Genomic DNA, 22,765 nt, shown 5'->3' on the forward strand with positions numbered 1-22,765 from the left:
GCTTATAACAGCTCATTGATTTGTGCAAATTGAAGTGCCATCCTGTCATCATCAAAGAAAACGAGGAGGCACATTCATGCGTGAGATCGGTCATTTCATCGGCGGCAAGCGCGTCGCCGGCACGAGCGGACGCACCAGCAACGTCTACAATCCGGCAACCGGCGAAGTGCAGGCAACGGTAGCGCTCGCCAGCGTCGATGAGCTGCGAGCAGCCGTCGCAAACGCCAAGGCCGCGCAGCCGAAATGGGGGGCCACCAATCCGCAGCGCCGCGCCCGCGTTTTCTTCAGGTTCGTCGAACTGCTGAACCAGAATATGGACGAGCTGGCGACCCTGCTCTCCTCGGAGCACGGCAAGACGGTCGAAGATTCCAAGGGCGATATCATCCGCGGCCTGGAAGTCTGCGAATTCGTCTGCGGCATTCCGCATCTGCAGAAGGGCGAGTTCACCGAAGGCGCCGGCCCGGCGATCGACATGTACTCTATCCGTCAGCCGGTCGGTGTCGGCGCTGGCATCACGCCGTTCAACTTCCCGGGCATGATCCCGATGTGGATGTTTGCGCCTGCGATCGCTTGCGGCAACGCCTTCATCCTGAAGCCGTCCGAGCGCGATCCGTCCCTGCCGATCCGCCTTGCCGAGCTCATGATCGAAGCCGGTCTGCCGGCAGGCATCCTCAACGTCGTCAACGGTGACAAGACTGCCGTCGACGCCATCCTGACGGATCCGGATATCGCTGCCGTCTCCTTCGTCGGCTCCACGCCGATCGCCCGCTACGTCTACGGCACGGCCGCCATGAACGGCAAGCGCGCCCAGTGCTTCGGCGGCGCCAAGAACCACATGATCATCATGCCCGACGCCGATATGGACCAGGCCGTCAACGCCCTGATGGGCGCCGGTTACGGCTCGGCTGGCGAGCGCTGCATGGCCGTATCGGTCGCAGTCCCGGTCGGCGAAGACACGGCCAACCGTCTCGTCGAAAAGCTGGTGCCGAAGATCGAATCGCTGCGCATCGGCCCCTATACCGACGACAAGGCCGACATGGGCCCGCTCGTCACCAAGGAGGCCTATAACCGCGTCAACGGCCTGATCGATCGCGGTGTCGAAGAAGGCGCTAAGCTGGTCGTCGACGGCCGGGGCTTCAAGCTGCAGGGCTATGAAGAAGGCTATTTCGTCGGCGGCACGCTGTTCGACCACGTCAAGCCTGACATGGACATCTACAAGACCGAGATCTTCGGACCTGTTCTCTCCGTCGTTCGCGCCAAGAACTACGAAGAAGCGCTCGAATTGCCGATGAAGCACGAATATGGCAACGGCGTTGCCATCTACACCCGCGACGGCGATGCGGCCCGCGATTTCGCCTCGCGCATCAACATCGGTATGATCGGCGTCAACGTTCCGATCCCGGTTCCGCTCGCCTACCATTCCTTCGGCGGCTGGAAGGCTTCCAGCTTCGGCGATCTCAACCAGCACGGCACGGACTCGATCAAGTTCTGGACGCGCACGAAGACGATCACCGCCCGCTGGCCGTCCGGCATCAAGGATGGTGCCGAATTCGTCATGCCGACGATGAAGTAAGCCTTAAAGCGCCGTGCTTCCTTTCGGAAGCACGGCGCTTTAACTCTTTGAATCTACGCATCGGCCCGAAAATCGGTTCCGATTTTCGGGCCGATGCTGTAGCGCCTTTGCCATTGTCGACCGCCGTCCGGGACTTCTCGGGCGGCGGTTTTTTGTTGCGTTTGTTTTCGATAGAGTCATCTTGTCTAAGCCGTCGTTTTCGACTAGAACAAAAAGAGAACAACGGGAGGACCAAGATGTCCGCGACCTATCAGATCGACTATCTCGAATTTCCGTCGAAAGACGGCCTGAAGACCCGCCGCTTCTTTGAGGAGGCCTTCGACTGGAGTTTTGTCAGCTATGGGCCGACTTATCATGTGATCGAAGCTGCCGGCATCGATGCCGGCATTGATGGCGATGCCGGCGACGCTGCCGGAGCGCCTCTACCCGTCGTGCGAACCTCGGATCTCGAGGCTGCCCAGCGCGCCGTCGAATTTGCCGGCGGTGTCATAACACGGCCCGCCTTCGATTTTCCCGGCGGTCGTCGCTTCCATTTCCGCGAACCGGGCGGCTGCGAAATGGCGGTATGGGTTGCCACACCCTGAGTGCCCAGGTCGAAAATGACATCGGGCCACAATGGCGCAGCGTCAGTGCCGCTATCGACCAAGAATGGTATTCCGGCATTTTTTCATTGATCGGGTTTTATTTTCCTGCTCTCAAATACAACGGTAAGGCGAGCGATGTGTTGCGCAGCGCATCTCGCGGCGGCCCGGGTGCGTGCGGGATGCCTCCAGCGGAAAGCTCGTCCTCTTGTGGAGTAGGGGGAACACAAATATGGCAGCTGTCGAACAAAGCTATCCGATCGGTGGAAGCCGGTATTTCCAGAGGGCTTCCTTCACGGGCAACGCCTCCGAATATTTCGGTATCTGGATCGTCAATATCCTGCTGACGATCGTTACCTTGGGCATTTATTCGGCCTGGGCGAAGGTACGCCGTAACCGATATTTCTACGGGAATACGGTCCTTTTGGACCACAGTTTCGAATATCATGCCAAGGGCAAGCAGATATTGATCGGCCGGCTGATCGTGTTCGGCTTTTTCTTCGTGTTGAATATACTTTCGCATGTTGCGCCGCTGGCGGTTCTGGCGATTTGGCCTGTCCTGCTGGTGGTATTCCCATGGTTCCTTATGCGCGGCCTTCGATTCAATGCGCGGGTCACGAGCTACCGCAATGTCCGCTTTGATTTCGTCGGGACTTATGGCGGCGCATTCAAGGCCATTTTCCTGGGCACCCTTGTAACGGTGGTGTCCGTCGGGCTGCTGTCTCCGATCGCAAGCCGCTGGTTCTATAAATATGTCTTCGACAATCTGCGCTATGGTGATCGGCCGTTCTCCACGGAGCCGCGATTGGGCGCGCTCTACGAGGCGTTCATAACCGTAATTGCGATCATGATCGTAGCCATCGTGATCTTGGGAGTTATCGGCACTTTCGCGATTGGTTTCAGCGGCAACTCGATGAGTCGGGGAATGGGTGGCATCAGCCCGTGGCATTGGATTATCGTGCTCATCTTCCCGATTTACATATTCGCCGGCCTCTACTATCGCGCGACGGTGCGCAACATCATCTGGTCGGCGGCAACGGTCGATCATCGCCATGAGCTCAGAAGCGACCTCGGTCGCCGACGCTTTGCCTGGATTGCGGTTTCGAACGTGATCGTCAGCTTGGTGACTCTCGGATTGATGCGCCCTTGGGCGGCGGTGCGCATGCAACGTTTTCTCACCGAGCATACCGCCGTCCATGTCGACGGCGAGATCGGCGTCGTTTTCGACCAGATCCGCTCGACCGGCAATGCGATCAGTGCGGAATATCTCGATGTCGACGGTTTCGACTTTGGCTTCTGATGGGCAGACAATAGCGGCGGGTATCTGGCATCCGCCGCATTCCAGCCGGGAGGTTCCCGCCCGGCTGCAGGATATCGGCGGGTCGCTCATTGTGGTCTCGGACGAAGAGGGAGACGAGAGCAGGCGGCTCACCTCGGGCATCCGCTCCGATATCGAGATCAGCCCGCGCGTCGGTTCGATCCCGCGTCGCATCGTGTTCGGAAATGAATCGGTGTTTGAGACGCGCGACAACGATGCCGTCGATGCCTATCTGAGCAGCCGCGGCGAAGGGCGCAGCGGCTTCGTTCATGGGTTGGAGATCGTTCGCCCCCGGCTGATTGCCTTTGCCTTAGCGGTATTCGTCCTTGCTTCGATCATCTATCGCTATGCCTTGCCGGGCCTGGTGGAAGTTGCCGTGCTCGTGACGCCGCCGGTGGTGCCGGAGATGATGTCGGCCGGAACGCTGAAGACGCTGGATCGAGTGACCTTTGGCCCGAGCAAGCTGCCGGAGACAGAGCAGACCGAAATCCGCGCCGATTTCGCCAGGATAGCCGCTAATGCCAAGGGCGGCGCGAGCCGCTATCATCTGAATTTCCGCGATGGCGGCCTCATCGGTCCCAACGCCTTCGCGCTTCCGGACGGCAATCTCGTTCTTACCGATCAGCTTGTCGAACTGGCCGGCGGCGACAAGGAGATGATCACCGCCGTGCTCGGCCACGAGATCGGCCACGTCGAATACAAGCACAGTCTGCGCCAGCTCTACAGCGCCGCGGGTGTTGCCGGTCTTGTGCTTTTGATTGCCGGCGATGTCGGCTCCGGCATCCAGGACATACTGACGCAAGGCGGCGGTCTCCTCGCGCTTTCCTACTCCCGGCAAGCCGAGGCGCAGGCCGATCGCCGTTCGGTGGAGCTGATGATGGCGGCCGGCAAGGACCCGGCGGCATTGTCGCGCTTCTTCGACCTGCTGGAGACGAAGCTGCACGATCATGGCAACACCAGCATGCTCTCGACCCATCCCGGCACGCCCGAACGCAAGCAGGCGATCCTCGACTACATCAGAGAGCTGAAGGGAAGGGGGGGAGCAGCCGAACGGGTGAGGAGCTTGTGGCTTTCGGAATAAGCTGAATGTGAATTTCATATTTTGGAATTGTTCAAAACTAAGAAAGCCACTATATACAGGTCCAGCCCCTAAGCAGCCTCGATTCCAGGAGATCGGCATGCGCCTGACCAAACAGACCAATTACGCAGTGCGCATGTTGATGTATTGCGCCGCCAATGACGGCCATCTGAGCCGCATCCCGGAAATCGCCAGGGCCTACAGCGTCTCCGAACTGTTTCTCTTCAAGATCCTTCAGCCTCTGACCAAGGCAGGCCTCGTTGAAACCGTGCGCGGCCGCAATGGTGGCGTTCGCCTCGGCAAGCCCGCGACCGATATCAGCCTCTTCGACGTTGTTCGTGTGACTGAAGACAGCTTCGCCATGGCGGAATGCTTCGAAGACGGCGTGGTAGAGTGTCCGTTGGTCGACAGCTGTGGTCTCAACTCGGCTCTGCGTAAGGCGCTGAACGCCTTCTTCGACGTCCTGACGCAATATTCCATCGACGATCTCGTCAAGGCGCGCCCGCAGATCAACTTCTTGCTCGGCCTGACTGATCAGGATCACCGGGCGATTGCCAAGAAGCCGTCGCTCACCGCTCCCGCGGCCTGATCTTCTGCCCCGAGTTGCATCGGTTTTCCATCCGCGGTTGCTGCTGGCAGCCGCGGATTTTTGTTTTTAGTGCCCGGTATTTGGGCCGCGGAGGGTGAACAGATCGCAAGAAGAAAGCGCTAAATCGTCCAGAATCTGACAAAACCGCGTCAAATTACGGCAGATTATTACTAATTCAGAGGTTTTTTCGTCCAAAAATTTCCAAACTCGACAAATCGGAAAAAATTTAGGCAAGGCTTGTTGCTTTCAAACTTAAAATAAAGTTCCATCGGCGCGATCCGAATGGCAACCTCCAGGGTGTCCACGGCTTCAAAAGAATAACAAATCTGGGAAACGATATCATGAAAAAGATTTCTGCCCTGCTGGCAGTGACAGCCTTGGCTTCGGTCATGGCAACGTCCGCCTGGTCAAAGACACTTGTCTATTGCTCGGAAAGCTCGCCTGAAGGCTTCGATCCGGGGATCTACACCGGAGGCAATACCTTCGATGCTTCATCGCGTGCGGTCTACAGCCGTCTCGTCGAATTCAAGCACGGTGGCACCGAGATCGAGCCGGGCCTTGCCGAAAGCTGGACCGTTTCCCCCGATGGCAAGGAATATACGTTCAAGCTCCGCAAGGGCGTGAAGTTCCAGACCACCGATTTCTTTACGCCGACGCGCGACCTGAACGCCGATGACGTCATCTTCGCCATCGGGCGCCAGATCAGCGCAGACAGCCCCTGGGCCAAGTATGTCGCCGGCGGTTCTTATGAATACGCCGACGGCATGGGCTTCCCCAAGCTGATCAAGTCGATCGAGAAGGTCGATGACCTGACCGTGAAGTTCGTGCTGAACCGCCCGGAAGCGCCTTTCCTCGCCGATCTGGCCATGGACTTCGGCTCGATCCTGTCGAAGGAATATGCAGACAAGCTGCAGGCCGACAAGAAGATGGAGCAGATGAACCAGCAGCCGCTGGGCACCGGCCCGTTCACCTTCGTTGCCTACCAGCCGGATGCCGTTATCCGCTACAAGGCAAACGAAACCTACTTCAAGGGCAAGGAAAAGATCGACGATCTCGTCTTTGCGATCACGCCGGACGCATCCGTCCGCGCGCAGAAGCTGAAGTCCGGCGAATGCAACATCATGCCGTACCCGAACGCTGCTGACATCAAGGACCTCAAGGCCGACAAGAACCTCAAGGTTCTTGAGCAGGCCGGTCTGAACGTTTCCTACCTCGCTTACAACACGCTGGTCGCACCGTTCGACAAGGTCGAAGTGCGCAAGGCGATCAACATGGCCGTCAACAAGCAGGCCATCGTCGACGCCGTCTTCCAGGGTTCGGGTAAGGTTGCAACCAACCCGATCCCGCCGACCATGTGGTCCTACAACAAGGAAGTGAAGGACGACGCCTACAACCCGGAAGAAGCCAAGAAGCTGCTTGAAAAGGCTGGCGTCAAGGGTCTCAGCATGAAGATCTGGGCTATGCCGGTTTCGCGTCCGTACATGCTGAACGCGCGCCGCGCTGCCGAGCTGATGCAGGCAGATCTGGCCAAGATCGGCGTCAAGGTCGAGATCATCACCTATGACTGGGCCCAGTACCTGAAGCTCTCCTCCGCCAAGGACCGCGACGGTGCGGCCATCCTCGGCTGGACCGGCGACAACGGCGATCCGGACAACTTCCTTGACACGCTGCTCGGCTGCGATGCCGTCGGTGGCAACAACCGTGCGCAGTGGTGCAACAAGGAATTCGACGATCTGGTGAAGAAGGCCAAGCAGACGGCCGACGTCAAGGAGCGCACCAAGCTCTATGAACAGGCACAGGTCATCTTTAAGCGCGAAGCACCATGGATGACGATCGATCACTCCGAAGTCTTCATGCCGATGACGAAGAATGTCTCCGGCTACTTCCAGGATCCGCTCGGCGTTCACCGCTTCGACGGCGTCGATATCGCCGAATAACGAAAAATCTGTGAGAATGCCCGGCTAGGACCGGGCGACCCGGCGGTCAGACAGCTGTCTGACCGCCGGAAAAATTTGGACATCTGCCATGTTGCGATTTCTTCTGAGCCGGCTTGCGGTGCTGATCCCGACATTTCTCGGCGTATCGATCGTCGCCTTCTCCTTCATCCGCCTGCTTCCCGGCGATCCTGTCATGCTGCTGTCGGGCGAACGTGTCATGTCGCCGGAACGCCATGCGCAGATCTCGCACGATCTCGGCTATGACCAGCCGATGATCGTTCAGTACGGCAAATACGTCTGGAACGCCTTGCACGGCGACCTCGGCACCTCGATCACCACCAAGCGTGACGTGCTGACCGACTTCCTCACTTTCTTCCCGGCAACGCTCGAGCTGTCGATCTGTGCCATGATCCTCGCGGTCTGTCTCGGCATTCCGGCCGGCGTTTTCGCCGCCGTCAAGCGAGGGACTTGGTTCGACCAGAGCGTCATGGGTGTGGCCCTCGTCGGCTATTCCATGCCGATCTTCTGGTGGGGCCTGCTGCTGATCATCGTCTTCAACGGCTACCTGCACTGGACGCCGGTTTCAGGCCGCATCGGTCTCATCTATTTCTTCAAGCCGATCACCGGCTTCATGCTGATCGACAGCCTGCTGTCCGGTCAAAAGGGCGCCTTCTGGTCCGCTCTCAATTCACTGATCCTGCCGACCGTCGTTCTCGGCACCATCCCGCTTGCCGTCATCGCCCGCCAGACACGCTCGGCGATGCTGGAAGTGCTCGGCGAGGACTATGTGCGCACGGCCCGCTCCAAGGGCCTGTCGCCGCTGCGCGTCGTTTCCGTGCATGCACTGCGCAATGCGATGATCCCGGTGGTCACCACGATCGGCTTGCAGGTCGGCGTGCTGCTCGGCGGCGCCATCCTGACGGAAAGCATCTTCTCCTGGCCGGGCATCGGCAAATGGATGATCGACGCCGTCTTCAAGCGCGATTATCCGGTGGTACAGGGTGGCCTGTTGCTGATCGCCGGCATCGTCATGCTCGTCAATCTCGCTGTCGACCTGCTCTACGGCTTCGTCAATCCACGTATTCGTCACTAGGAGCGGCCCATGAGCACGGTTAGCATCAAAACGGTTAGCGTCAAATCCGGCCGTCCTTCCGCTCTTGCGGAGTTCTGGTATTACTTCTCTCGCAACAAGGGCGCCGTCATCGGCCTTGTGATCTTCCTCTTCGTTCTGTTTCTGGCGATCTTCGCCAGCGTCGTGGCGCCTCACAATCCCGATGTCGCCTATGGCAGCGACATGCAGCGCCTGCCGCCGGCATGGGTCCAGGGCAGCAACAACAGCTTCCTGCTCGGCACCGATGCCAACGGCCGCGATCTGCTGTCGCGCCTCATCTACGGCACGCGGTTCTCGCTGTTCATCGGTCTCGTGGTCGCCTCGCTTTCGGCGCTTGCCGGCATCCTGATCGGCCTTGTCGCCGGTTACGTTCGTGGCCGCACCGATACGATCATCATGCGTATCATGGATATCATCCTTGCCGTCCCGTCGCTGCTGCTCGCCCTGGTACTGGTGGCAATCCTCGGACCTGGCCTGACGAACGCCATGATTGCGATCTCCATCGTCAACCAGCCGCATTTCGTCCGCCTGACACGCGCTTCGGTCATGACCGAGCGCGACAAGGAATATGTCATTGCCTCGCGCGTTGCGGGCGCCGGTTCGTTGCGGCTGATGTTCAAGACGATCCTGCCGAATTGCCTTGGGCCGCTGATCGTGCAGGGCACGCTTGCCTTCTCGGCCGCCATTCTCGATGCCGCGGCACTCGGCTTCCTTGGCCAGGGCGCCCAGCCGCCGACGCCGGAATGGGGCACCATGCTCGCGGACTCGCGTGAATTCTTCCAGAGCAACCCTTGGCTCGTTACTTTCCCTGGTCTCTGCATCCTGATCACGGTTCTCGCCATCAATCTGATGGGCGACGGCCTGCGCGATGCGTTCGACCCGAAGCTGAAGAGGTCGTAATGGCACTCCTCGATATTGAAAACCTATCCGTTGAATTCCAGACCTCGTCCGGCCTTTTCCGGGCGGTGGATGGCGTCTCGCTGACATGCGACAAGGGAGAAATCCTCTCGATCGTCGGTGAATCCGGTTCCGGCAAATCGGTCTCCATGCTTGCCATGATGGGACTTCTGCCGTGGACGGCCAAGATCACCGCCGACCGCATGATGTTCGACGGCAAGGACCTGCGCGGCATCTCCGCCCGTCAGCGCCGCAAGATCATCGGCAAGGACATGGCGATGATCTTCCAGGAGCCGATGTCGAGCCTCAATCCGTGCTTCACGGTCGGCTTCCAGCTCGGCGAGACCCTGCGCATCCATATGGGCCTCGACCGCAAGGCGCGCCGTGAGCGCTCCATCGAATTGCTCAATCTCGTCGGCATTCCCGCGCCGGAAGATCGCCTGTCGAACTTCCCGCACCAGATGTCGGGCGGCATGAGCCAGCGCGTCATGATCGCCATGGCGCTCGCCTGCAATCCGAAGCTCCTGATCGCCGACGAGCCGACCACCGCGCTCGACGTGACCATCCAGGCGCAGATCCTCGATCTGCTCGTGCGTCTGCAGCGGGAGCAGGGCATGGCGCTCGTGCTCATCACTCACGACATGGGCGTCGTTGCCGAAACGGCGGAGCGCGTGCAGGTGCAATATGCCGGCCAGAAGGTCGAGGAGCAGCCGGTCAAGGAACTGTTCCGCGATCCGCATCATCCCTATACGGCGGCACTCCTCTCGGCTTTGCCCGAGCGCGCCGAAGTCGGCGAGCGCCTGCCGTCGATCGCCGGCGTCGTCCCCGGCCAGCACGACCGACCGACGGGCTGTCTGTTTGCGCCCCGTTGTTCCTTCGCCACGCCGGAATGCGACAAGGGCGTCAAGCGCCAGGGCGCTGAACTTGGCCTGACCCTTTGCAACTATCCGCTGGAACATGGCAAGCCGCTCGGTCACCCCGGCATTGCCGCTACGCAAGCAGCAGGAGGTGCCGCATGACCGGCGCTGTTCTCGAAGGGCGCGATCTCGCCCGTTTCTACACCATCAAGCGCGGCAGCTTCAAACCGGAGGCGACCGTCAAGGCGCTGAACGGCGTCAGCTTCAGCCTGCAGTCGGGCCGCACGCTCGCCGTCGTCGGCGAATCCGGCTGCGGCAAGTCGACCCTTGCCCGTCTGGTGACGATGATTGAAAACCCGACATCGGGCGAATTGCTGATCGACGGCAAGCCGGCACGGCTTGGCGACCGCAGCCTGCGCAGCGCCGTGCAGATCGTCTTTCAGAACCCTTATGGCTCGCTCAACCCGCGTCAGAAGGTTGGCTCCATTCTTGAGGAGCCGCTGAAGATCAATACCGATGACGATGCCGCCACCCGCCGCCGCAAGGCCGAGGAGATGATGGCGCGTGTCGGCCTGCGCCCGGAACATTACGATCGTTATCCGCATATGTTCTCCGGCGGCCAGCGCCAGCGTATCGCCATTGCCCGTGCCCTGATGCTGCGGCCGAAGGTGCTGGTGCTCGACGAGCCGGTTTCCGCACTCGATCTGTCGATCCAGGCGCAGGTTCTCAACCTGCTGATGGACCTGCAGAAGGAGATGGGGCTTGCCTATCTCTTCATCTCGCACGGCCTTTCCGTCGTTCGTCATATCGCCGACGACGTGATGGTGATGTATCTCGGACGCCCGGTCGAAACCGGCACGGCCGAAGAGGTCTTCAACCGTCCGCGGCATCCCTATACGGCGGCACTTCTGTCGGCGACGCCGATTGCAGATCCGGACCGCGAGAAGAACCGCATCCGCCTGCAGGGCGAGCTGCCGTCGCCGCTCAACCCGCCGACCGGCTGCCATTTCAATCCGCGCTGCTGGCGCGCCCAGGACAAGTGCCGGCAGGTCGCGCCGGAACTGGCGGGCGAGGGAACGCATAAATTCTCCTGTTTCTTTCCGCTGGATTGATCCAAGTTGGGAATCGGGCAGTGCCGGCTTTCCGAGCCTTTCTGCCTGGTCCCTTACGCCAACTCTCTCCCCGCATGCGGGGAGAGCGGGCTGATCTTGCGAGAACCGGCTCTGGCCAGGTCACTACCGCCGATTGGCTTGCTCCGTCGTTCCCTCGCGCCGTTCACCGGGAGAGGGCTAGGGTGAGGGGCCAGGCAATCGGATGCGTCAACGGCAAAACCATCTGACAGTCACTATCGGCCATGATCAGGGGCGAGAAACAATATGAGTGAACTATCCAAGACGCCCCTTGCCATCATCGTCATGGGTGTAAGCGGCAGCGGCAAGTCCTCGATTGGCGAAGGGATTGCGGCTGAGTTTGGCATTCACTTCATCGAAGGCGACGCGCTGCATCCGGCCGCCAATGTCGAGAAGATGAGCAAGGGCATTCCGCTGACGGATGAGGATCGCTGGCCCTGGCTCGAAAAGATCGGTCAGGAGATCACGGCAAGCCTTGCCAAGGGCGAGGGCATCGCCGTTTCCTGCTCAGCTCTGAAGCGGACCTATCGCGAGCGCCTGCGGACATCTGCCGGCGGCCATCTCTATTTCGTTTATCTTCACGGCTCGAAGGAGCTGCTGATGAAGCGCATGGGCGAGCGCAAGGGGCATTTCATGCCGGCGTCGCTCTTGGAAAGCCAGTTGCAGACGCTGGAAGTCCCGACCGGCGAACCCGGCGTCGTAACGGTCGACATCGACGATACGATCGAGGCGATCGTCGATGCCGCCGTGAAGAGCCTCAAGGCTATCCTCTAGATCAATAGCTTAGGGCGCAAACCGGCCCGGGCCATAGGCCGAAATATCGATGAACGGCTTCTCGCCGGTGATGAGTTCGGCAAGCACGCGGCCGGTCACCGGGCCGAGCGTCAGTCCGTGATGCGCATGGCCGAAGGCAAACCACAGGCCGTTGTGCCGCGGCGCCTTGCCGATGATCGGCATCATATCCGGCGTGCAGGGGCGGGCGCCCATCCAGGGCTCTGGATCCAACCGTTCGCCGAGCGGGAAGGCGGCGCGGGCAAGCGCCTCGGCGCGATCGAGCTGCACCGGCGTTTTCGGCGCATCGCGCCGCGCAAATTCCGCACCAGTCGTCAGCCGAATGCCGCGGCTCATCGGCGCCAGCAGATAGCCGCGTTCGGCGTCCGCCGCCCAGTTGTTCAGGACCGCATTGCCTTCGACGGCATAGTGCATGTGATAGCCGCGCTTGACGCCGAGCGGGAAGGCATAGCCGAAGCGTTTCGTCACCAGATCGGCCCAGGGGCCGAGCGCCACGACGACGTCTTCCGCCTCGATGGATCCTTCCGCCGTCACCATTCTCCAGGCCGATCCGGACAGGCCGAGCGATACGGCGTCGCCCGTCGTCACGCGACCGCCGATGCTCTCGAAATAGCGGCGATAGGCTGATATCAGCCCATGCGGGTCGAGCACCGACCAGGGATCGAGCCAGCGCAGGGCGCCTGAAAAGCCGCCCCTCAGATGCGGTTCCGCCGCCGCGATCTCCGCGCTGCTCAACGCTTCGTAGCCGATCCCGAATTCCCGGTTGAGGCGCTCGGCCTCGGCAAATTCCGCGTCGCGCTTCTCGTTCGAGCGGTACAGCTCCAGCCAGCCGTTCTTGCGAATGAGTTCCTCGGCATGCGAGGCTTCGATCAGGTCGTTGTGCTCGCTGACGGAGTGCTCGATCAGCGGCGCGTAGGCGCGCGAGATCATCTGATGGCGCTTCGTGTTCGAGTTCCACCAGTAGCGGGCAAGGAAGGCGATCTGCGAAGGCAGGGCGCGCAGGTGATAATGCGCATCGACGCGATTGTTGAGGGCGTAGCGCAGCAGCAGGCCGAATTGCTGCGGAAAGCCATAGGGCACCACGCCCTCGCGCTGGATGAGGCCGGCATTGCCGAAGGACGTTTCCCGGCCGGGCTCCCTCCTGTCGACGAGAACGACCTGGCGCCCGCGTCGCTGCAGATGGATTGCCGTCGAAACGCCGACGATGCCGGCGCCGAGAACGATTGCGTCCTTTGTCATTTTATCCTGCTATCCGCGTGTTCATTGCATTTCGCGCGAATTCGCATGGAGATGGTTACCATCTGCGTGAGTTGCGCTCTAAGCACCGAAAATGCCTGCCAAATTTCGGCGGTGCAAATGAAAAATGCAGTCAGGTCGCAGTCTGTTTCAGACAGGCGTTCTCGGCGCGGATGCGGACCGTAAGAATGATGCCGTTCAGCAGCGAGAAGATCGCCGCATAGAGCGGCATGCCGAAGGAAAGCGGCAGGACGGCGATCTCGCCGACGACGATCGCATAATTCGGATGACGCAGGAAACGATAGGGACCTCCCGTCACAAGAGGGGCATTGGGCAGCGTAATGATCCGCGTCGTCCATCGTTCCTTCAGCGTCGCCAAGACCCAGAGGCGCAATCCCTGCAGCACCATGAACAGCAGGAACCAGGCGAGGACGACCGGCCTGCCAATGGCGAGCAGCCAAAGACCTGCCAGCCAGGCGGCATGCATCGCCACCATGAAGGGGTAGTGTTCGGGCGCATGTTCCCTGCCGCCGCGGGCGAGAAGGGCGGCGGTGTTGCGCCTGGCATAGATCAGTTCGGCCAGACGCTGCAGCGTCACAAATGTCAGAAGGGCGATCGAGGGCCATAGCATCATGCGACCCTCTTCAACGTGATGCAGCTTGCCGAGAAGCCGGGACCCAAGGCAAGCAGGGCCGAACGTTGCGGCAGTCCCGCTGCGATCGCCCGCTCCAGCACGAACAGCACCGTGGGGGAGGACATGTTGCCGTAGTCGCCGATCACCTCCCGCTCGATATCGAGCGAGCCCTCGTCGAGATGGAGTGCACTCTCCAGCGCCGCAAGCACTTTGGCGCCGCCGGGATGGCAGATGAAGCGGTCTATATCCGAAAGCGAAAGCCCGGCGCGGTCGAGAATGCCGGCGACTGCGCTCCTGAGATGCGCCTCGGCAAAGACCGGCAGCGATTGTTCCAGGATGATGCCGAAGCCCGTATCGTCGATCTTCCAGCCCATGATGCCGAGGCTGTCAGGGAAGAGATGTTCTCCGGTCGATTCGATTTCGACGATGCCACTCTCACCGGCTCGCAAGACGCAGGCCGCCCCGCCATCGCCGAACAGGGCCGTGGCGATGATGTTGGGTCTCGTCAGTTCGTCCAGGCGGAAGGCGAGCGAGCAAAGCTCGATCGCGACGAAAAGCACGATGGCGCCGGGCCGGCTTTTCGCCAACTTCGTCGCGATGGCGAGACCGGAAACGCCCGCCGCGCAGCCGAGCCCGAAGATCGGCACGCGCTCGATATCGCGGCGGAAGCCCATCTTTCCCGCCAGCCGTGCCTCGAGGCTTGGGGTCGCTAACCCGGTCGAGGAAACTGTGACGATGCAATCCACCTGATGAGCCTCAACGCCGGCGCGTTGCAGCGCCTTTGTCGCGGCTCGCTGAAAGAGCTCGGTTGCGACCTCGGTATAAGCCGTCATGCGGTCCTCCCAGCCATGCGGCTCTTCGAACCAGGAAAGCGGCCGCGCCACATGGCGTTTGCGAATGCCGGTGCTTTCGAACACGCGGGCAAGATATTTGAAGTCTTGAAATCGATCCGAGAACAGGCGGCTTGCCGTCTCTGCTGCGTCCGTTTGGAGGATGATGTTATCGGGCACGGCGACGGCGAGGCTTACAAGTTTGACTGTTGCGGTCACGGGTTTCTCCTGCTGCCCTTGAGGGGCCGTGAGACGAAAACACGCGATAGCGACAGTCTATTCGATGCTGGAGCGGTCACGAAACAGTGACGACATTCACAGATCGGCCGTGCGAAAAATATTCTGAAGCGACCCGAATAAATGCTGCAGACGGTGTGTTCTCCCCTCGCAACGTTCATTTTGCCAAGGAGACATTCCATGACGACCAAAGTATTTCGCCTGGCTTCCATCGCGCTCGGCGCAAGCCTGACCCTCGGCGCTTTCGCCCTTCCTGTCTTGGCTGCCGGCAACGATTCGAGCACGACGCCGACCTGCAAGAAGGGCGAGATCTACGATCAGAAGGCGAAGAAGTGCGTCAAGCAGCAAGGCGCCAACATCACGGACGAAAACCGTGCCGACTACGCCTATTCTCTGGCCAAGAAGGATCATCGCTATCAGGAAGCCTTGGCGGTTCTGGATACGATGACGAACCCGAACACGGCGGAGGCGCTGAACTATCGCGGCTATGCGACCCGCAAGCTCGGCCGCACGGATGAAGGCATTTCCTACTACCAGAAGTCGGTTGCCATGGACCCGAAATATACGCTTGTTCGCGAATATCTCGGTGAAGCCTATGTCATCAAGGGTCAGATGGATCTCGCCAATGACCAGCTGAGCACGATCAAGACGCTCTGCGGCAACACGACTTGCGAGGAATATCGCGACCTTCACGCTGCGATCCTCAATCCATCGAGCCTTTGAGGTTTGGGATCGGCGCAGCCATGACTATCACCAGCAGGGAGCTTTGCGAGAGATATGGGAGTGATGCCGGTCGCTCGTGGCGCGATTTCTGCTTATAGTCGGGCTGCAACGGAGCCGCCGAAAAGTGCGGCGGCTCCCGGATGCGCGAATGCCGTGGAGGATGCCATAGCGAGCGAAGAGGATATCAGGACGGGCCTGTCCCAGCATCTGACGCGGCTGTGGCGCTATGGTGTGGTGCTGTCGCGCCAGCGCGACGTGGCCGACGATCTCGTGCAGGCGACCTGCGTCAGGGCGCTGGAGCGGGCGGCGCAATTTACATCGGGCACGCGACTGGATCGCTGGCTCTTCGCCATCCTCCATTCGATATGGCTGAACGAAGTTCGTTCGCGCCGGGTACGCATGGGACATGGCTTCGTCGATGCCGATGAGACGCTGGTTTTCGACGGTGCCCGCGAGACCGAAACGCACATCCTGGCGGGACAGGTGCTGCAGCGGGTTCAGGCGCTGCCCGAGGCGCAGCGCACGGCCGTGTTTCTGGCCTATGTCGAGGGGCTTTCCTATCGCGAGGTGGCGGAAGTCCTGAGTGTGCCGATCGGCACCGTCATGAGCCGGCTGGCGGCGGCGCGGGCGAAACTCGCCGATGGCATGGGGGTGGCGAGCGACGGAACACCTTCTGGAGGTGGGCGACTGGGGAATGGAAATGAGTGAATTGAACAAAGGACACATGCCCACGGACGAGCAGCTCACCGCCTTCATCGATGGCGAGTTGGATGCCGCCGACCGGGAATGGATCGAACGATTGATCGCCGGCGACGCGCGCGTGGCGGAGCGTTTCGATTTCCTGGCGCGCGGCACCCTGCCATTCAGGGAGGCATTCGATCCGATGCTTGCCGAGGCGCCTGCTGCGAAGCTGGAAGCCATGCTTGCTGCTATCGCTGCAATGGAGAAACCAGAGGCTCGCGCCGCTGGCATCGGCCGCCGGGGCTTCCTAGCGGCTGTTGCCGCAAGCTTCGTCGCCGCCATTGCCATCGACCGCGCCGTGATCGGCCTCGGCCATGGGCTTTCGAAGCCGGATGAAGACGGCGAATGGCGTGCCGCGGTTGCCGAATATCTTTCCCTCTATACGGCCGACACCTTGAGCGGCCCGTCCGGCGATCATGCCCAGCAGGTTGCGCAACTGGGCGAAGTCGGGACGAAGCTCGGCTTGGCGCTGGCGCCGGAAGCCATCGCCATGCCGGGCGTTGAATTCAAGCGCGCCCAGATCCTGAATTACGACAGCAGGCCTCTGGCTCAGATCGCTTATCTCGATCCGGAAAGCGGCCCGCTGGCTCTTTGCATCGTCCAATCGGCAAGGGGTGCAACTGCGCCGGACATGGAAAGCCGTCGTGGCATGAATATCGTCTACTGGTCGAGCGCCACCCACGCCTTCATGCTGATCGGCCACGCTCCGATCGATCGGATTCAGCAACTTGCGGATGAGGTAAGGGCGCGCCTGGTCGCCTGACGGCTGCTCCGGATACACCCAAACTGGCGTGATTCAAAAAGAATTTGGCGAAAACCCATCCTGCTGGTATTCTTTGCCCAACGAAAATCGAACGAGTGCCAGCAGCATGCCTCAGGGCCTTGCGCGGCGCGGTGGAAAAGATACGTGAGTGACCCCGATAGCGGCCAAGCGCTGCAGGCAGACGGGGCGTCGGCAGCAGAGCGCAGGAAGGGTAAATCCTCCCGGCGCGCGAAGCGTAAGCGCGGCCATGGCCGCCCGAACGCTCATTCTGCGGAGGCCAGCCAGGCAGGCAAGTCCAGCCAGGCGGCGATGCGCCCAGTGGAAGATGAGGCCGGTTCTCCGGCCAAAAAGCGTAAGCGCCGACGCCGTGCTCGCGGTGGAGCACAAGGTGATGCGCAATCTTCCTCCCAGACACAGCAACCTGCATCAACGGCCGAGCATCGCGCAGCGGCGGATCATGGCCATCGGTCATCGCACAAGAGCGGCAAGAATAGGCGCAAGCATCGCAGCAAGCGCGGCCTGCAGGGCCGGCCGCTGGCGCATGAAAAAACCGCGCAATTCGTAGCTCCCACAAGCACGTCAGCGAACACGCAAGCGCCGGCTCACGACGATCACCGCCAGGTCAGGCAATCGCAGCCGCGACGTGAAGGCCAGGGGCAGCATCACTATGCCGAGGCCGATTCCCGCCCGCTCGACCTCTATGCCGCCCTCGATCTCGGCACCAACAATTGCCGCCTGCTGATCGCGCAGCCGACCCGCCCCGGGCAGTTCCGGGTTGTCGATGCCTTTTCCCGCATCGTGCGTCTCGGCGAAGGACTTGGCGCCAGCGGGCGCCTCTCGGGCGACGCCATGGATCGGGCTGTCGAGGCCTTGCGGATCTGCGCCGCCAAGCTGAAGACACGGGAAATCCGCCGTATGCGGCTGATCGCGACCGAGGCCTGCCGGGCGGCGGACAACGGCGAGGCCTTCCTTGAGCGCGTCACCACCGAGACTGGACTGCAGCTTGAGATCATCGATCGCGAGACCGAGGCTCGGCTTGCCGTTTCCGGCTGTTCCTCGCTGGTGGGACCGGAGGCGCGCTCCGTCGTGCTGTTCGATATCGGCGGCGGCTCTTCCGAGATCGCCGTTATCCGCATCGGCGAGAATCGCTCCAGCCGGCTTGCCAATCACATCACCCATTGGACCTCGCTGCCCGTTGGCGTCGTGACGCTCTCGGAACGGCACGGCGGGCGCGATGTGACGCCGGAGCTGTTCGAGACGATGGTGTGCGAAGTTCAGCGCATGCTCGAGCGTTTCGATTGCCCGCCCGTGCAGGGAGCGGCGCGCGACAGCGCCGACTTCCATCTGATCGGTACGTCCGGTACGGTGACGACGCTTGCCGGCGTTCATCTCGATCTGCCGCGCTACGATCGGCGCCGGGTGGACGGTGTCTGGCTGTCGGACGACGAAGTGAGCGCGATGCAGGCCAAGCTGCTGTCCTGGGATTTCGCCGGCCGCGCCGCCAATCCCTGCATCGGTCCGGATCGCGCCGACCTGGTTCTGGCGGGCTGCGCCATTCTGGAGGCGATCCGCCGCCGCTGGCCGAGCCCACGCATGCGCGTTGCCGATCGCGGCCTGCGCGAAGGGTTGCTGACTGACATGATGGCGGACGACGGTGTGTGGCGGCGAGGCCGCTCGCGCCGGGGTCATCGACCGAGGGATATGAAGGGGCCGCAGACGTGACCAAGCCAACCATCGCCGGCAACCGGACGGGCCGAAAGCTCGGCCAGCGCGTCAAGAAAAAGAAGCTGAAGGCCTCGTCGCGGCAATGGCTGCAGCGGCACATCAACGATCCCTATGTGCAGCGCGCCCAGCTCGAAGGCTACCGCGCCCGTGCCGCCTTCAAGTTGCTGGAGATCGACGAGAAGCATCAGATCCTGAAGGGCGCGCGCCGCATCATCGACCTGGGGGCAGCTCCGGGCAGCTGGTCGCAGATTGCCGCCAAGGTGACCGATTCGACCGAAGAGGATATCCGCGTCGCGGCCATCGACTTCCTGGAAATGGCGCCGATCCCCGGCGTAACGATCCTGCAGCTTGATTTCCTTGATCCGGAGGCGCCGCAGCGGCTGATCGATGCGGTCGGCGGCACGCCGGATCTTGTCATTTCCGATATGGCGGCGCCGACGACCGGCCATCACCGCACCGATCACCTGCGGACCATGCATCTTTGCGAAGTCGCAGCCCATTTCGCCGTCGAGGTGCTGGCGGAAGGCGGGCATTTCCTTGCCAAGACATTCCAGGGTGGCACGGAGCGCGATCTCTTGACCTTCCTCAAGCAGAATTTCCGCCAGGTCATCCATGTGAAGCCGGGGGCATCCAGAGCCGAATCGGTCGAAATGTTCCTGCTGGCGAAGGGCTTTAAGGGACGCAAGGCAGATGAGGAAATAGCAGAGGCTTGATCTGACAGTCTTTTTCGTTCGATGATGCCGCTTCCCAAGGCATCACGGACGATCAAGACACAATCATGCTTCTCTACATAACGCTCGGTTCCAACGACATCCCTCGCTCGCAAGACTTCTACGACGCGGTTCTGCCCGTGCTCGGCTATCGGCGTCAGCGCGAATCGGACGAGGAAATCGGCTACGCCGCCGATGGCGACACCCGTTGCAGGTTCTGGGTGGTGAGGCCTTATAATCAAAAGGCGGCAACCATCGGAAACGGCTCCATGGTCGCTTTGCACGCGGAAAGCCGTGCTGATGTCGATACCTTCTACGCCGCGGCTCTCGCCCATGGCGGCACGGATGAGGGCAAGCCGGGCCTGCGCTCCTTCCATGCCAATTTCTACGCGGCCTATGTCCGCGATCCTGACGGCAACAAGCTGAGCGCCGTCTGCGAAAGGCCGGAATAGAGCATTTCCAGGAAAGTGCGCAGCGGTTTTCCGTCCGGAATGCGGCAAGAAACAAGACGATTGAGCGTTTTCGCGATTCGAAGAAAAGCGGAAAGGCTCGCGATCCCGATTGCGCCGGAGCGCAATCGAGACGGCATCATTTTGCAACCCGCTGCTCCACCTGCGGCTCCAGGGCGGCGACGCGCTTGAGGCCGGCCTTGTGACCAGAGACCATGGCACCGGCGCTGCGATCCATCCGGATGAAGGGGATGGTGGCGAGCACGGTCAGCACCGAGATGCAGAAGAAGGCGATGTGGAAATCGTGAACTTGCAGTTCCGTGCCACTGAAGAAGGTCGAGGTTTCCAGGATCATGGCGGCGACCGCGACGCCGAGCGCGAGGCTGATTTGCTGCATGACCGAGCTCATCGACGTCGCCTGGCTGGCCTGCCTATCGCTGATATCGGCGAAGGCGAGCGCATTGATGCCGGTGAAGAAGAACGAGCGCGAGAAGCCGCCGATCAGCAGGATGCCGACGATGATGAGATGCGGCGTCCAGGGCTGGAAGAAGCCGGTGCAGATCGTGGTGATTGTCGTGATGGCCGCCGCCGAAAGCAATGCCGTCTTGAAGCCGACGGCGGTAAAGACCCGGCGAGCGATGAACTTGGTGGTGATCGCACCGATCGCACCGGCAAAGGTGATGAGGCCCGACTGGAACGGATTGAGGCCGAAGCCGAGCTGCAGCATCAGCGGCGTCAGGAATGGCATCGCGCCGATGCAGATGCGGAAGAGCGTGCCGCCGGTCACCGAGGCGCGGAAGGTCGCGTTCCTCAGCAGCGACAGATCGAGGATCGGAGCCGCATGATGGCGCGCATGGCCGATATACAGGAAACCGCAGGCGAGGCCGATGACGACGGCCGAGATGCCGACGACCGGCGGCAGGGCCGGCAGGCTGATCACGGACATGCCGAAGACGACGCCGGAGGCTGCGAATGAGGTCAGCAGAAAGCCTGTCACATCGAGCTTCGGCGGCATGGTCGCTTCCACATCGGGCAGATAGATCGTCGACAGGATGACGCCGAGAACGCCGACGGGAACGTTGATCAGGAAGATCCAGTGCCAGGAGGCATAGGTGGTGATGAAGCCGCCGAGCGGCGGGCCGGCAAGCGGGCCGACGAGCGCCGGAATGGAAAGCAGCGCCATCGCCGAAACCAGGTCGCTCTTCTGGGTGGTGCGCACCAGCACCAACCGCCCGACCGGCGTCATCATCGAGCCGCCGACGCCCTGCAGGAAGCGGGCGAAGACGAATTCCGGCAGGCCGCCGGAAAAGGCGCACATGATCGAGCCGATGACGAAGACGCAGATGGCGATACGGAAGATGTTCTTCGCCCCGAAGCGATCCGCCATCCAGCCGCTGATCGGGATGAAGACCGCGAGCGACACCATGTAGGACGTCAGCGCCAGCTTGAGCGTGATCGGGCCGACATGGAGGTCGTTGGCGATGGCCGGCAGCGCTGTCGCGATAACGGTGGAATCCATCTGTTCCATGAAGAGAGCGACTGCGAGGATCAATGGAACGATGCGATTCATAGGCATCTGCCTTGATGGTCTGTCTTCGGGAAGGCTGCCGCTTGAGCGCGGTCGCCGCTCTGTAGTCCTATGCGAGGCTGCTGCCAATCCCGGATTTTGCGTCATGACGGCTTGAGGATCACGTCTTCGTGATGTCCGCTGCCGCAAGGCGCGAAAGCAAGATTTGACATATGCTAAGAGCATGGAAATGCTAAGCGCATAAAACGTCGTCGGCTTATTAGCGGATTCGCAAAGGGTTGTCATGGCCAAATCGCCGGTCAGGCAAGATCACCTTCCGGATCGTTCTCACGGTGGCGATGACAGGCGCGGCTCACGCTGCGGCAAGCATAAGGAGTGAGACCATGACTGCTGTTCTGCCCCCGGACATGCATCGGTTCAAACTGGGATCCTGCACCATCACCGTCGTCAGGGACGGTGCCAGCGTCATGGACAACCCTTGGGAAACCTTCGGCTCGAATCAGGCGCCCGATACCGTCCGCAAGCTTTTGGAGCAGAATTTCCTGCCGACGGAAAAGCTGGTGAACAGCTATGCTCCGGCCATCATCGATACCGGCTCCGACGTGATCGTCGTCGATACCGGTTTTGGCGCAGCCGGCAGGGTTCGCGGCCTCGGCCGTTTTCGCGAGGGATTGAAGGCTGCTGGTTACACGCCGGAGCAGGTGACCGTCGTCGCGCTGACGCATCTGCATGGCGATCACATCGGCGGCTTGATGGAGGAGGGTGCGCCTGCCTTTCCGAACGCCCGTTACGTCACCGGCGAAATTGAGTATGCATTCTGGACGGACAAGGCACGCGAGGGAACGCCGGCTGAAGGCGGTCACAGGACCGTTCTCGCCAATGTCGTGCCCTTCGCCGGGAAGATGACTTTTTTGAAGGACGGTGGCCAGATCGTCAGCGGCATGACCGCCATGCTGGCGCCTGGCCACACGCCCGGCCATCTCGTCTTCCATCTCGAATCGGATGGCAAGCAACTCGTCATGACCGGCGATACCGCCAATCACTATATCCTCTCGCTCGGCCGCCCAGATTGGGAAGTCCGCTTCGATACAGATAAGGCCCAGGCCGCCAAGACTCGCAGGCGCATCTTCGACATGATCGCCGCCGACCGCATCCCCTTCCTCGGCTTCCACATGCCGTTCCCCGCCGTCGGCTTTGTCGAGAAGCAGGCTGAAGGCTTCCGCTACATTCCGAAAGCCTATCAGTTTGAGCTGTGACGCGAAGGGAGTTGTCTCCTGTCCCCAATCACCGATAATTTTCGCGGGATTTGGGATTCGCGCGATGAGG

General features: G+C 61.2%; 22 protein-coding genes. 18 read left to right on the plus strand and 4 right to left on the minus strand.

The features are described from left to right. Window positions 1-76: 76 nt before the first annotated feature. From RHSP_RS04195 to RHSP_RS04245, 11 genes are all read left to right on the plus strand, one after another. Window positions 77-1,573, plus strand: coding sequence for a CoA-acylating methylmalonate-semialdehyde dehydrogenase (locus tag RHSP_RS04195; RefSeq protein ID WP_004109547.1), 1,497 nt, complete (start codon window positions 77-79; stop codon window positions 1,571-1,573). Window positions 1,574-1,809: 236 nt separating this feature from the next. Continuing rightward, window positions 1,810-2,157: a VOC family protein gene (locus RHSP_RS04200; protein ID WP_004109548.1), complete on the plus strand. Its 348-nt coding sequence runs from the start codon at window positions 1,810-1,812 to the stop codon at window positions 2,155-2,157. Window positions 2,158-2,386: 229 nt separating this feature from the next. Continuing rightward, window positions 2,387-3,454: a YjgN family protein gene (locus RHSP_RS04205; RefSeq protein WP_037149562.1), complete on the plus strand. Its 1,068-nt coding sequence runs from the start codon at window positions 2,387-2,389 to the stop codon at window positions 3,452-3,454. Beyond that, window positions 3,426-4,553: a M48 family metallopeptidase gene (locus RHSP_RS04210; RefSeq protein ID WP_004109554.1), complete on the plus strand. Its 1,128-nt coding sequence runs from the start codon at window positions 3,426-3,428 to the stop codon at window positions 4,551-4,553. Before RHSP_RS04205 ends, RHSP_RS04210 begins: the two co-directional genes overlap by 29 nt. Before the next feature lie 97 nt (window positions 4,554-4,650). Continuing rightward, window positions 4,651-5,139, plus strand: coding sequence for an iron-responsive transcriptional regulator RirA (rirA, locus tag RHSP_RS04215; RefSeq protein WP_004109556.1), 489 nt, complete (start codon window positions 4,651-4,653; stop codon window positions 5,137-5,139). Between the two features lie 341 nt (window positions 5,140-5,480). Further along, on the plus strand, window positions 5,481-7,076 hold the full coding sequence (locus tag RHSP_RS04220) for an ABC transporter substrate-binding protein (protein WP_037149565.1): 1,596 nt from the start codon (window positions 5,481-5,483) through the stop codon (window positions 7,074-7,076). An 88-nt stretch (window positions 7,077-7,164) separates the two neighbouring features. Further along, window positions 7,165-8,169, plus strand: a complete 1,005-nt coding sequence (locus RHSP_RS04225) for an ABC transporter permease subunit (RefSeq protein ID WP_037149568.1) — start codon at window positions 7,165-7,167, stop codon at window positions 8,167-8,169. Between the two features lie 9 nt (window positions 8,170-8,178). Next, window positions 8,179-9,087 carry an ABC transporter permease subunit gene (locus RHSP_RS04230; RefSeq protein WP_240535358.1) on the plus strand — a complete coding sequence of 303 codons (909 nt, stop codon included), beginning with the start codon at window positions 8,179-8,181 and terminating at the stop codon, window positions 9,085-9,087. Then, window positions 9,087-10,103, plus strand: coding sequence for an ABC transporter ATP-binding protein (locus tag RHSP_RS04235; RefSeq protein ID WP_004109565.1), 1,017 nt, complete (start codon window positions 9,087-9,089; stop codon window positions 10,101-10,103). The genes RHSP_RS04230 and RHSP_RS04235 overlap by 1 nt, the downstream gene beginning before the upstream one ends. Continuing rightward, window positions 10,100-11,053, plus strand: coding sequence for a peptide ABC transporter ATP-binding protein (locus tag RHSP_RS04240; protein WP_004109567.1), 954 nt, complete (start codon window positions 10,100-10,102; stop codon window positions 11,051-11,053). Before RHSP_RS04235 ends, RHSP_RS04240 begins: the two co-directional genes overlap by 4 nt. A gap of 264 nt (window positions 11,054-11,317) precedes the next feature. Continuing rightward, on the plus strand, window positions 11,318-11,845 hold the full coding sequence (locus RHSP_RS04245; protein ID WP_004109569.1) for a gluconokinase: 528 nt from the start codon (window positions 11,318-11,320) through the stop codon (window positions 11,843-11,845). A gap of 9 nt (window positions 11,846-11,854) precedes the next feature. On the opposite strand, the gene RHSP_RS04250 is transcribed toward RHSP_RS04245, so the two are convergent. The 3 genes from RHSP_RS04250 to RHSP_RS04260 form a co-directional block, all read right to left on the minus strand. After that, entirely contained in the window at window positions 11,855-13,102 is a 1,248-nt protein-coding gene (locus RHSP_RS04250) for an NAD(P)/FAD-dependent oxidoreductase (RefSeq protein ID WP_004109571.1), read from the minus strand. 130 nt (window positions 13,103-13,232) lie between these two features. Beyond that, entirely contained in the window at window positions 13,233-13,730 is a 498-nt protein-coding gene (locus RHSP_RS04255; protein ID WP_037149755.1) for an isoprenylcysteine carboxyl methyltransferase family protein, read from the minus strand. Next, on the minus strand, window positions 13,730-14,782 hold the full coding sequence (locus tag RHSP_RS04260; RefSeq protein WP_004109575.1) for a type III polyketide synthase: 1,053 nt from the start codon (window positions 14,780-14,782) through the stop codon (window positions 13,730-13,732). The genes RHSP_RS04255 and RHSP_RS04260 overlap by 1 nt, the downstream gene beginning before the upstream one ends. 198 nt (window positions 14,783-14,980) lie before the next feature. Between RHSP_RS04260 and RHSP_RS04265 the strand changes: the two genes are divergently transcribed. From RHSP_RS04265 to RHSP_RS04290, 6 genes are all read left to right on the plus strand, one after another. Then, window positions 14,981-15,523, plus strand: a complete 543-nt coding sequence (locus RHSP_RS04265) for a tetratricopeptide repeat protein (protein ID WP_004109577.1) — start codon at window positions 14,981-14,983, stop codon at window positions 15,521-15,523. Between the two features lie 63 nt (window positions 15,524-15,586). Next, entirely contained in the window at window positions 15,587-16,231 is a 645-nt protein-coding gene (locus RHSP_RS04270) for an RNA polymerase sigma factor (RefSeq protein ID WP_037149758.1), read from the plus strand. After that, window positions 16,224-17,027 (plus strand): anti-sigma factor family protein, encoded by an 804-nt coding sequence (locus RHSP_RS04275; protein ID WP_240535359.1) that lies wholly within the window; start codon window positions 16,224-16,226, stop codon window positions 17,025-17,027. Before RHSP_RS04270 ends, RHSP_RS04275 begins: the two co-directional genes overlap by 8 nt. A gap of 144 nt (window positions 17,028-17,171) precedes the next feature. After that, window positions 17,172-18,749: a Ppx/GppA phosphatase family protein gene (locus tag RHSP_RS04280; RefSeq protein WP_004109582.1), complete on the plus strand. Its 1,578-nt coding sequence runs from the start codon at window positions 17,172-17,174 to the stop codon at window positions 18,747-18,749. Continuing rightward, window positions 18,746-19,465 carry an RlmE family RNA methyltransferase gene (locus RHSP_RS04285; RefSeq protein WP_004109586.1) on the plus strand — a complete coding sequence of 240 codons (720 nt, stop codon included), beginning with the start codon at window positions 18,746-18,748 and terminating at the stop codon, window positions 19,463-19,465. The genes RHSP_RS04280 and RHSP_RS04285 overlap by 4 nt, the downstream gene beginning before the upstream one ends. A 65-nt stretch (window positions 19,466-19,530) precedes the next feature. Further along, complete coding sequence (locus tag RHSP_RS04290; protein WP_004109589.1) at window positions 19,531-19,914, plus strand: VOC family protein; 384 nt, start codon at window positions 19,531-19,533, stop codon at window positions 19,912-19,914. A gap of 136 nt (window positions 19,915-20,050) precedes the next feature. Here RHSP_RS04290 and RHSP_RS04295 read toward each other — a convergent pair whose 3' ends face one another. After that, window positions 20,051-21,481 (minus strand): MFS transporter, encoded by a 1,431-nt coding sequence (locus tag RHSP_RS04295; RefSeq protein ID WP_037149576.1) that lies wholly within the window; start codon window positions 21,479-21,481, stop codon window positions 20,051-20,053. Window positions 21,482-21,822: 341 nt separating this feature from the next. On the opposite strand from RHSP_RS04295, the gene RHSP_RS04300 reads away from it, so the two are divergent. After that, the gene (locus RHSP_RS04300) at window positions 21,823-22,695 is read left to right on the plus strand and encodes an MBL fold metallo-hydrolase (protein WP_004109591.1); all 873 of its coding nucleotides are present in this window, start codon (window positions 21,823-21,825) and stop codon (window positions 22,693-22,695) included. Window positions 22,696-22,765: the final 70 nt, after the last annotated feature.

The organism is Rhizobium freirei PRF 81 (assembly GCF_000359745.1).
GTDB classification, from domain to species: Bacteria; Pseudomonadota; Alphaproteobacteria; order Rhizobiales; family Rhizobiaceae; genus Rhizobium; species Rhizobium freirei.

What these genes read in the sequence shown, in the direction of transcription:
- RHSP_RS04295 (WP_037149576.1), bottom strand. Translation starts at nt 21,481, where the DNA reads ATGAATCGCATCGTTCCATTGATCCTCGCAGTCGCTCTCTTCATGGAA.
- RHSP_RS04250 (WP_004109571.1), bottom strand. Translation starts at nt 13,102, where the DNA reads ATGACAAAGGACGCAATCGTTCTCGGCGCCGGCATCGTCGGCGTTTCG.
- RHSP_RS04200 (WP_004109548.1), top strand. Translation starts at nt 1,810, where the DNA reads ATGTCCGCGACCTATCAGATCGACTATCTCGAATTTCCGTCGAAAGAC.
- RHSP_RS04265 (WP_004109577.1), top strand. Translation starts at nt 14,981, where the DNA reads ATGACGACCAAAGTATTTCGCCTGGCTTCCATCGCGCTCGGCGCAAGC.
- RHSP_RS04240 (WP_004109567.1), top strand. Translation starts at nt 10,100, where the DNA reads ATGACCGGCGCTGTTCTCGAAGGGCGCGATCTCGCCCGTTTCTACACC.
- RHSP_RS04225 (WP_037149568.1), top strand. Translation starts at nt 7,165, where the DNA reads ATGTTGCGATTTCTTCTGAGCCGGCTTGCGGTGCTGATCCCGACATTT.
- RHSP_RS04255 (WP_037149755.1), bottom strand. Translation starts at nt 13,730, where the DNA reads ATGCTATGGCCCTCGATCGCCCTTCTGACATTTGTGACGCTGCAGCGT.
- rirA (WP_004109556.1), top strand. Translation starts at nt 4,651, where the DNA reads ATGCGCCTGACCAAACAGACCAATTACGCAGTGCGCATGTTGATGTAT.
- RHSP_RS04245 (WP_004109569.1), top strand. Translation starts at nt 11,318, where the DNA reads ATGAGTGAACTATCCAAGACGCCCCTTGCCATCATCGTCATGGGTGTA.
- RHSP_RS04195 (WP_004109547.1), top strand. Translation starts at nt 77, where the DNA reads ATGCGTGAGATCGGTCATTTCATCGGCGGCAAGCGCGTCGCCGGCACG.
- RHSP_RS04205 (WP_037149562.1), top strand. Translation starts at nt 2,387, where the DNA reads ATGGCAGCTGTCGAACAAAGCTATCCGATCGGTGGAAGCCGGTATTTC.
- RHSP_RS04275 (WP_240535359.1), top strand. Translation starts at nt 16,224, where the DNA reads ATGAGTGAATTGAACAAAGGACACATGCCCACGGACGAGCAGCTCACC.
- RHSP_RS04235 (WP_004109565.1), top strand. Translation starts at nt 9,087, where the DNA reads ATGGCACTCCTCGATATTGAAAACCTATCCGTTGAATTCCAGACCTCG.
- RHSP_RS04230 (WP_240535358.1), top strand. Translation starts at nt 8,179, where the DNA reads ATGAGCACGGTTAGCATCAAAACGGTTAGCGTCAAATCCGGCCGTCCT.
- RHSP_RS04290 (WP_004109589.1), top strand. Translation starts at nt 19,531, where the DNA reads ATGCTTCTCTACATAACGCTCGGTTCCAACGACATCCCTCGCTCGCAA.
- RHSP_RS04220 (WP_037149565.1), top strand. Translation starts at nt 5,481, where the DNA reads ATGAAAAAGATTTCTGCCCTGCTGGCAGTGACAGCCTTGGCTTCGGTC.
- RHSP_RS04270 (WP_037149758.1), top strand. Translation starts at nt 15,587, where the DNA reads ATGCCGGTCGCTCGTGGCGCGATTTCTGCTTATAGTCGGGCTGCAACG.
- RHSP_RS04210 (WP_004109554.1), top strand. Translation starts at nt 3,426, where the DNA reads ATGTCGACGGTTTCGACTTTGGCTTCTGATGGGCAGACAATAGCGGCG.
- RHSP_RS04300 (WP_004109591.1), top strand. Translation starts at nt 21,823, where the DNA reads ATGACTGCTGTTCTGCCCCCGGACATGCATCGGTTCAAACTGGGATCC.